This window comes from Streptomyces sp. NPDC046900 (assembly GCF_040644975.1).
In the GTDB taxonomy this organism is placed as follows: domain Bacteria; phylum Actinomycetota; class Actinomycetes; order Streptomycetales; family Streptomycetaceae; genus Streptomyces.
This window is the reverse complement of the sequence record NZ_JBEYXD010000163.1, coordinates 1-9,193: the sequence shown is the minus strand read 5'-3', so window position 1 is coordinate 9,193 and position 9,193 is coordinate 1. Positions and strand designations below refer to the sequence as shown.

The window sequence follows — 9,193 nt, the reverse complement described above, 5'->3', positions numbered from 1 at the left end:
GGGTTCGACGCGAGAGTCGCGAACATGTTCGGGACGAAGCCGAACTGTGCGCCGACGTTGTCGAGGATGCCCTCCGCCGCCTCGGGGACGCCGTCAGGAGAGGGAACCTCCAGTCGTGACACAGCGAATCAACCTCCGGTCGGGGTATGAGTAGTGGTTGTCGAGCCCATGTCAGGCCGAGCATTTTTGGGCTTGACGGCCCACTTCTTGGAGTTGATACCGTCCGAGACTGGGCTGTCAAGCCCACTCTGCGGTATCGTGTGGCGTATGGAAGTCACGACACGAGCTCGGGTGCCTCACAAGCTCACGGACAAGGGCCAGGCGACGCGCGCCCGGATCCTGGAGCATGCCGCGGAACTCATCTACACCAAGGGTGTCCACGCGACGAACAACGAGCAGCTCCGTCGCGCGGCCGGCGTGAGCGGGTCACAGCTCAACCATTACTTCCCGACCAAGGAGAGTCTCGTCCTGGCTGTGATCGCATGGCAGGCCGAATGCGTCCTCGCATTCCATCGCGGTGAGCGATTCGCCTCCTTCGACGATCTCGACGCGTTTCGGGCGTGGGCGGATTTCTACGTCGGCTACGAGCGCGCCTTCCAGGAAGGCTGCAGCCTCGGCTCCCTGGCGAGCGAGATCATCAAGACGGACCTTGACGTTCACGATGAGCTCGCGAGTGCGTTCGACCAGTGGAGGGACATCTTCCGCGACGGGCTCCAGCACATGCAGCGACTCGGCCGCATCAGTACTGACGCGGATCCGACGCAGCTGGCCAATCTGCTTCTCTCCGCATTCCAGGGCGGCATGCTCCTCGCCCAGGTCGCTCGGGACATCACCCCGCTAAAAGACGCGTTGCAGGCAGCCATCGATTACGTGCAGACCTTCGTGAGGTCTCCCGAAGTCGACGTACTGCAGGTTCAGGTTCGCTAGCCGCCGACGGTCTGAGACTGCACATCGAACGTGAGAAGGGTCGTGTCCTCGCCAGCGGGTCCAAGCGGCAGTCGAGTATCCGACTCATGAGGCGGGCGCGCGAGACCGTCGTGGCGCGTGCAGCTCTCCGCGGTTGCGCGGCTTGCCGGGCTCGTTCAGCAAGGTCGCGGCCCCATCCGTGGCAACGTCCTCGGCGACAGACGCCCAGCGCTCGCATGGCTTCTGAGACCGCGTCCTACCAATCTCCCACCAGCCTCCACACGCGGTTATGAGTCTGCCGGGCGTGCGCCGACCGACCCGGGATCCCATCACCGAGGAAGAGCGCATGACAGCGGTCGCGAAACCGCTAACCCCGATTCCCGGGAGGCTGGTACGGCGCGTCTCCCAGGCCTTTGATGCGGTTCGATGACTCGACGCCTACATCAGCGGCTTTCACCTGGACGCCCTGTCCTCCGGCGTCCCACTCAACGTCGACCTGGACACCACACTGACCGTCGTCGCCGGGAACCTCTACCGGATGCTCGCCCGCAAACTGCCCCGCTACGAGACCGCCACACCCGACAAGATCTAGCGACACTTCCTCGACGCCACCGGAACCCTGCATGTCGGCGAGCACACCGTGACCTGCGCTCAGCCACCACCCCGTTCTGATCGACGAAGGCTTCCCCGACCTGGAGATCCCCGCCCCTGGTGGAACGACCGAACCCTGCGCTTCCGCTTCCCCCCACGCTGAACCGGGCAGAGCAGACCTCCATCAAATTTCCGCACCGCCAATCGAGGCTAACCCGCTCCCGAGCGTGGCGCCCCGAGCACGCGACGTGGCGCTTCGCGGTGCGCGACCCGACCGTATGCGCACGTCCGCCCACACGGGCGGGCCATTTTCTGAGCAAGAGACCGGACCACTTCGCGCCGAACGACGCATCTGATGGGAACCATGATGATGAGCACTGCCCAGGCCGCACTCTTGGAGCCGCTGGGGCTCCGCGAGATATCCGACGCAGCGATAGCGATGATCGACGAGCAAGGAACGGTGGTCGCGTGGACGCAAGCCGCTCAGCACGTTGTTGGGTACTGCGCTGAGGACGTGGTGGGCCGGTCCGCCACACTCCTACTGCCGTCCTGCCAGGAGGCGCTGGGGGTATCAGCGTTCGCCGAGCAGTGCCGTGCCCAAGGTGGCTGGTCCGGCACCGCGGCGGTCCGCCACCGCGACGGCCGTACGCTCAACCTGAGCCTGCGCCTCTCGCTGCTGTGGGGACAGGACGCAACCCACCGGTGGCTGGTATCCCTGACCGACATAGGCGCGTTCTCCTCGGGGATGATGAACGGATCGGTGCGGGAGTCGCTGCTTGCCCGCGCGCCGGTCGGCATCGCCATTCGTGACCCGCAGCTGCGCTGTACCTGGGTGAACGACACGATGGAGCATGACGGCATTTCCCGGAGGTTCGGACGCCGCCTGAAGGATTCACTGCCCGGCTTTGAGGCCGAGGCCCTTGAAGCGGTGATGCGGCAGGTGCTGGCGAGCGGCACATCCGCGGTCCACGAGTACCGGGCCTGGCCGCCGGAAGATCCTCGCCGGGAGCACGCATTCTCGGCCTCGTTCTTCTGCCTCCAGGACGCGGACGGCCAGGCACTGGGGGTGTGCATCTTGACCGTGGATGTCACCAGCAACCAGCGAGTGTGCGAGCGCCTTGCCGTCCTCAGCCAGGCCAGCACGCGCATCGGCAGCACCCTGGACATCATGCAGACCGCACAGGAACTGGCCAGCCTCGCCGTGCCCCTGTTGGCCGACTACGCCGTCGTCGACCTGGCGGAGTTCATCCTCCCGTTCGGCGAAGAGCCCGCTGCCCGAATCGACACAATGTCCGATGGCCCCTCGGTGTTCCGCCGTGCCGGTTTGGCCTCGATCCACCCAGGTATCCCAGAGTCGACGTTTGCGCGAGGGGAGACAATTTCCGTCCCCCCGAACTCGCCGCTCGCCAGCGCACTGCGCACGGGAAGGTCCCACCTGGAACCGGTACTGGACACCGCCCCTGGGACATGGATCGACCACGACCCGGCACGGGCGCAGAAGATCCGTGAGAACGGGGTGCACTCCCTGATGATCGTGCCCATCCGTGCCCGGCGCTCCGTGCTGGGCGTGGCGTTGTTCGCACGCACCGAGGACCCGATGCCGTTCCGGGACGATGACCTGCTCCTGGCTGAGGAGTTGGTCACCCGGGCGGCGCTGTCCTCGGACAATGCCCGCCAGTACGCTCGCGAACGCAGCACGGCCCTCGCCCTCCAGCGCAACCTGCTCCCGCACCGTTTGAGGGGCGGCGTCGCCGTCGAGGCGGCCGGGCGCTACTTGCCGGCCGACACGGACGCCGGCGTCGGAGGCGACTGGTTCGATGTGATCCCGCTGTCCGGAGCCCGGGTGGCCCTCGTCGTCGGTGATGTGGTCGGACACGGCATCAACGCCGCGGTGGCCATGGGCAGGCTCCGCGCCGCCGTCCGCACGCTCGCGGACCTGGACCTGCCCCCCGACGAGCTGCTGACCCACCTCGATGACAGCGTCCAGCGGCTGACCGGGGAAGATGACGACGTCCCGGATCAGATCCCCGCGATTATGGGCGCGACCTGTGTGTACGCCGTCTACGACCCGGCCACCCGGCAGTGCACGATGGCGCGGGCCGGGCACCCTCCGCCCGCGATAGTCGACGCGCAAGGCCAGGTCACCTTCCCCGACCTGCCCGCCGGAGCCCCACTCGGCCTCGGCCTCGGGCTGGTCCCCTTCGACGCCGTGGAAGTGGAACTGCCCGAAGGCAGCCTGCTCGCGTTCTACACCGACGGCCTGGTCCAATCCCGTGACGACGACATCGACGTCGGCATGAACCGCCTCGGCACCGCCCTGGCACGACCCGAACAGTCCTTGGAAGACTTGTGCTCCTCAGTGGTGGAAACCGTGCCGACTCAGGCAGCATCCGACGACGTCGCCTTGCTCCTTGTCCGGATCCACACACTCAACGCGGCCCACGTTGCCTCCTGGGACCTGCCGACCGAGCCGGCTGTCGTCAGCGCCGCCCGGCACCTGGCCGCCCATCAACTCAGCGAATGGGGACTGGAGCATCTCGTGCCCACCACGGAGCTGATCATCAGCGAACTGGTCACCAACGCTATCCGTCACGGCGCCGGCCCGATCCGGCTACGGCTCATCCAGCACCAGGTCCTGACCTGCGAAGTCTTTGACAGCGGAACGTGTTACCCCCGCCTGCGCCATGCCCCCATCATCGACGAAAACGGCCGGGGACTGTTCCTGATTGCCCAGTTGTCCAGCAGGTGGGGCTTCCGCTCCGCAACGGGCGGCAAGCTCGTCTGGGCCGACCAAGACCTGCCGTCCACACTGTAAAGCGGGGATCGATGAGGGCTTCCCCCTCGGTCCCCACGCCGGCACACCAATGCCGCCGCGGAGATCCTCCGCAACGACCGCCAGGCGGCGCGCCCGATCGCGCCGCTCTTAGGACTCAAATCAAAATGAGGTTTTGAGGCGTCGCCAGCAGATGATCGCGCAGCCGAGGGTGAGGAAGGCCTGGTGGATGTCGGCGCGGACCTCCCAGCGGATGCGCAGGCGTCGGAACCAGTGCAGGAGGGCGAAGGCGGCTTCCACGACCCAGCGGTTCTTACCGAGGCCGCTGCCGTGGTCGGTGCCGCGCCGTGCGATGACGGGACGGATGCCCAGCTCGCGGACTTGTCGGCGGTAGATGTCATGGTCGTAGCCGCGGTCGGCGTAGAGCACGTCAGGGCGCCGGCGCGGGCGTCCGCGCTTTCCCCGGATCGGCGGCACCGCCTCGATCAGCGGAAGAAGTTGGGTGACGTCGTTGCGGTTGCCGCCCGTGACCGTGGCGGCCAGTGGGATGCCGTGGGCGTCGACGATGACGTGGTGCTTGCTGCCCGTCCACTGGCGAGCGCCCGGTGGCGATCCCGCCCTTCAAGGCCCGCAGGTGGGAGCCGTCGACGGAGGCCCGGGAGAGGTCGAGCATGTCACCGGCGCGCAGTTCGGCGAGCAGGAGTTCGTGCAGTTGCTGCCAGACTCCCGCTTCGTTCCAGTCCCGCAGTCGCCGCCAGCACGTCATCCCGGAACCGAAGCCGAGCTCCTGCGGCAGGAACTCCCACCGGATCCCGGTGTACAGCACGAACAAGATCCCGCACAGTACTTTGCGCTGGTCAAGCCGCTTACGGCCCGGATAGCGGTAGCGCCGCTCCACTGTCGGCAGCAGTGGCTCGATCCGCTCCCACAGCCCGTCCTCGACCTCCCACGGCCTGCGTGCACCCACCCCAGTAGCCGTCGCACACCCCCACATCGACCAAGTCAGTGCAAGAGACACGTTACTTGACGTTCAGTCATTCCACGCTCTCTTTCTGTTACCAGTCCTAAGCGCTTGATCCTTTGCGGTGACGTACAGTGACCAGCAGATCACAAAGGGGTCGGCGGAGCGGGTTTGGCCGGTGGCCTGCCCGGTCTGGGGTCGAGCATGATCAGGGGGCCGTACGCTGGTTGGCAACTCGGGCAGGCTTTGGACCTGCCCGCAATGTGCACGAGTGGCCCCCTGGTCTTGCTCGACGCGGGACCCGGATCGGGGAGGTGGCTAAAGCCGTGGAGCCGACCGCCCAGCCACGACGTACCCCTTCTCTGGCATCAGGCGTCTGATTGCTGTGTGCGCGGCCCGGGCGCTGGCCGGGCTGGAGCGGGGCGGAGACAGGAGCGCAGGCCCGGCCAGCGCCCGGGCCGCGCGCGGCGAGCGGAGCGAGCCGCCTTGAAACCAGTGGAGAAGGTTGTAACTCAGCCGTAGCGAGCTCAGACCCACTCCACCTCTGAGCGGATATTCGAGGGGCCTACAGGCTCCGGTGGGGGCTTGCGAAGACTGCGCTTCGGGGCCGAGCGCCGACGTCCAGAAACGCCGGCAGCAGCCAGCGCAGCCGCTACCTCCACCTCACTCACCCCCGCCAGAGCCTCCGCCACCCGTCCAAGTGCCTCGCTCACCTCAGTGCGCGTAACCACTCGAAGTGGGCGTCGGACCAGCGTTCTTCACTGTGAGCGGCAGCAACTTCTTGCCGGTCGGGCCTACTTGTACCCATGTATCCATCTGCGGGCAGACGCCGCACGCCGATCGGGCACGAGACGCCGATCCCGGCGGGCCTGTGCTGCCATGTGACCCATAGGCCGGAGCCGGCTGTCGGGCGGAGCAGCCTGTTATCCGTGTAGGTGGGCAAGAAGCTCGTCTCCATGGGGATAGGAGTATTCCTGGGGCAGCAGCCGGGCGGCGGAGTCCAGGTCTCCGCTGCTGACGAGGGCGTGGATCTCGTGGGCGAGCGGGGTCACGTCGCGGATGGCGACCGTCCACTCGTCCGCGTAGCGTCGTGCGGCCTCACCGGACAGGCCGAGTTGCAGGGACCGGTACGGCAGGGGTTGCAAGCGCAGGTCACGCTCCGGGTCCCACTGCACCCGGGTGGGCGCGCGATTCAGCTGCCGCTGCCAGGTGGCGCGGTCGGGGTGGACTCCGGGGGCGTAGCTCGACAGACAGGCGTGGCGCAGCGCCCACTCGAAGCCGTCTCGGGTGATCTCGACAGCGAGGACGGTCTCCTGCCCTTCCTTCGCGCCCCAGCCGCAGCGGTACATCATCCACAGGAACGACGGCTTGATCCACGTCATCCGGTCCCGCTTCCACGCGCCGGGGAAACGGCCGTCGCGGACGGCGGGCTGGCCGATTCCTTGGGAGTATGCCTGGTAGACGGTGATCGTGGATTCCGAGTGTGCCGCACGGATCCTGCGTTGCGGTTCTTCCATGGCGTACAGCGTGCGGTCGGCCGGTTCAGGCGGCCACCGAATTTCGACCGCCGTTCACTGTGACGAGAGCGGCTACCGCGGCACCGCGGCTTGAAAATTCAGTGGAGGAGCCACTTCAATGGCACTGTGACCACGGGGGCAATGGACGGCAACAGGACCGTCGCCGGACGCATCTCGCTCGGCGACGTCATCGCGCACCTGGGCAGGCACAGGCCGGTCTTCCACTCCGAAGCCGATCTTCAGCACAGCTTCGCGCGGGCCCTGTGGGAACTGTCGCCGGACGTGCACTCCAGACTGGAGGTGCCGCAGCGCACGGCGGGCAAGGCCGAATATCTGGATCTCCTGTGCATCGGCCCGTCGACCCGTACCGCGATCGAGTTCAAGTACTTCACCCGGAGATGGACGGGCGCGGCGGGTACTCCCCCCGAGGACTACGCCTTGAAGGGGCATGCCGCCGTGGACCTCGCTCGTCTGCACTTCGTGCGGGACATCGCCAGGCTGGAGCGCTTCTGCCGCCGGTCCGACCAGAACGGTCTTGCCGTCATGCTGACCAACGACGCCTCACTGTGGACTCCGCCCGGCATCGGCCGCGGCCAGACTCGGGACCGGGAGTTCAGGATCCACCAGGGACGCGAGCTTGTCGGCACGCTGCTGTGGGCTGAGGGGGCCTACGAGGCGAACACGTGCACGTTGCTGGGTGCGTATCCCCTCGCTTGGGAGCCGTACTCCGAACTGGACGGAGTGGGGGGAGAGTTCCGGTACCTCGCCGTAGCCGTCGGCCCGGTGTCCGACGTGGCTGACAGCGGAACCCCGCACGGGTAGCGGGGCGGCGATCCCAAAACCGCTGCGCGGGGCGGTGGCACTCACTACCGTCGTGGCATGACATCGGTTGACGAATGGCCGGATTTTCCCGAAGGACTCGACCCCGAAAGCGTGTCGTTCCGGGAGGCCCGGTGCACGTGGCACGGCAGGACTTGCGCAGAGCCACCCGTCAAGGTCGTGCGCACCCGGGACGGAGCTCGTTGGGCAGCGTGCACACGGGCGGTGCGCACGATTGCTGCCGAACGTGGAGCACAGCCTGACCGATGAGCTGCCAGGGTCTCGCGGCTCACGGATCACTCCGGAGAGACCTCCGGCAGCGCGTGGTGCCCAGCCTCGGGAGCAGCCACTCCCGGAACCGAGTTGCGCACTGTTGCGGGTTTCGGCGTTCCAGCCGTAGAGGTATGTCACGTGGCCGTCGTATGTGCCGTCCAGGCCATACATGTTCAGCCGTGTTCGGATTAGGGCCTGTGGGGAGTCGTGATCAAGGTGTCGGTTGGAGGCTGTGAAGCCAGATGACGGTGCCGCGGAGGTGGAGGGCGGCGAGGTAGCTGTCCGGCGTCTTGTCGTACCGGGCGGCGATCCCGCGCCACGCTTTGAGCTTGTTGATCAGGCGTTCGACGGTGTTGCGGTCCTTGTACAGCTCGGCATCGTGGGTGACCGGCCGTCCGCCGCGCCGTCCCTTCTTCTTCCGGTTGGCGGCCTGGTCCTTCTTCTCCGGGATGACGGCCTTGATGCCGCGTTCACGCAGGTGGGCGCGGTTGGCGCGGGAGGAGTACGCCTTGTCGCCGGCCACCGCGTCGGGGCGGGTGCGGGGGCGGCCGGCCCGGCCGCGGACCCGGACCTTGGCCAGGACCGGGACGAACTGGGGGCTGTCGGCGGCCTGCCCCGGGGTAAGGGTGAAGGCCAGTGGGCGGCAGCGGCGGTCGGCTGCCACGTGGACCTTGCTGGTCAGCCCGCCGCGTGAGCGGCCCAGGGCGGCTGCTTTCAGCCGTGCCCGGCGTCGTCGGTGCAGGCGTCGGCGCTCGTCCCGGCGGCCGGCTTCGGCCGCATCGCCGGGTTCTGCGGCACCTTGATCCTTTTGTTCCTTGCCGCGGCCCCCCTTTCCTCCGCCAGTGCCTTCTCCAGCGCGGACAGCGTCTCGGCGTCCACCCTCATGCCGGCCGCGTCGTGATGCGCTCTCGCTGTGGTGGAGTCCACGCTGACCAGGGAAAGGTCCACCTGGTCCCGCCGTGCGGCCTCAGCGATCACCGCCTCCATCAGGGCCTGGAAGACGCCCGCGTCGCGCCACTGGCGGAACCGGTCGTAGACCGTGGACCAGTTTCCGAACTCCTCCGGGACCTCCCGCCACTGGGCCCCGGAGCGAAACCTCCAGATCACGCCCTCGAAGTGATCCCGCAGCCGGTGCGGATACGGGCCGTAAGCGCCTATCGGGAGCAACGGCTCCACCAACGCCCATTCGTCATCGCTCAGTTCACGCCTCGCCACACGAGTGTTCTACCAACCGAATGATCACAACTCCCCACAGGCCCTAGTACTGCAATCACAGTTGTGTGTGGTTGAGTTGGGGTGTGTCTGAGCTCGGGGTGGGGTTGGTTCAGGAGTGGGACGGGGTGTTGGCTGGGT

5 protein-coding genes and 2 pseudogenes are annotated in these 9,193 nt (G+C 67.2%); 3 read left to right on the top strand and 4 right to left on the bottom strand.

Annotation, left to right across the window (positions count from 1 at the left end):
- Positions 1 to 267 precede the first annotated feature (267 nt).
- Positions 268 to 927, top strand: coding sequence for a TetR family transcriptional regulator C-terminal domain-containing protein (locus tag ABZ904_RS49330; RefSeq protein WP_361830705.1), 660 nt, complete (start codon positions 268 to 270; stop codon positions 925 to 927).
- Between the two features lie 346 nt (positions 928 to 1,273).
- Here the strand turns inward: ABZ904_RS49330 and ABZ904_RS49325 are convergent, their stop codons facing one another.
- Complete coding sequence (locus ABZ904_RS49325; protein WP_359410996.1) at positions 1,274 to 1,543, bottom strand: hypothetical protein; 270 nt, start codon at positions 1,541 to 1,543, stop codon at positions 1,274 to 1,276.
- Between the two features lie 318 nt (positions 1,544 to 1,861).
- Between ABZ904_RS49325 and ABZ904_RS49320 the strand changes: the two genes are divergently transcribed.
- Positions 1,862 to 4,312, top strand: coding sequence for a SpoIIE family protein phosphatase (locus tag ABZ904_RS49320; RefSeq protein ID WP_361830703.1), 2,451 nt, complete (start codon positions 1,862 to 1,864; stop codon positions 4,310 to 4,312).
- A 120-nt stretch (positions 4,313 to 4,432) separates the two neighbouring features.
- Here the strand turns inward: ABZ904_RS49320 and ABZ904_RS49315 are convergent.
- Together ABZ904_RS49315 and ABZ904_RS49310 are read right to left on the bottom strand one after the other, a co-directional pair.
- Positions 4,433 to 5,264 (bottom strand): annotated as a pseudogene (locus ABZ904_RS49315) (IS5 family transposase).
- 890 nt (positions 5,265 to 6,154) lie between these two features.
- Complete coding sequence (locus ABZ904_RS49310; protein ID WP_359411000.1) at positions 6,155 to 6,748, bottom strand: DUF4291 domain-containing protein; 594 nt, start codon at positions 6,746 to 6,748, stop codon at positions 6,155 to 6,157.
- A 126-nt stretch (positions 6,749 to 6,874) separates the two neighbouring features.
- On the opposite strand from ABZ904_RS49310, the gene ABZ904_RS49305 reads away from it, so the two are divergent.
- The gene (locus ABZ904_RS49305; protein WP_359411002.1) at positions 6,875 to 7,570 is read left to right on the top strand and encodes a hypothetical protein; all 696 of its coding nucleotides are present in this window, start codon (positions 6,875 to 6,877) and stop codon (positions 7,568 to 7,570) included.
- Positions 7,571 to 8,051: 481 nt separating this feature from the next.
- Here ABZ904_RS49305 and ABZ904_RS49300 read toward each other — a convergent pair.
- Positions 8,052 to 9,055: pseudogene (locus ABZ904_RS49300) on the bottom strand (IS5 family transposase).
- Between the last annotated feature and the right edge of the window lie 138 nt (positions 9,056 to 9,193).

Bases quoted from the DNA above. Each gene is read 5' to 3' on its own strand.
- ABZ904_RS49330 (WP_361830705.1), top strand. From the start codon at position 268: ATGGAAGTCACGACACGAGCTCGGGTGCCTCACAAGCTCACGGACAAG.
- ABZ904_RS49320 (WP_361830703.1), top strand. From the start codon at position 1,862: ATGATGATGAGCACTGCCCAGGCCGCACTCTTGGAGCCGCTGGGGCTC.
- ABZ904_RS49310 (WP_359411000.1), bottom strand. From the start codon at position 6,748: ATGGAAGAACCGCAACGCAGGATCCGTGCGGCACACTCGGAATCCACG.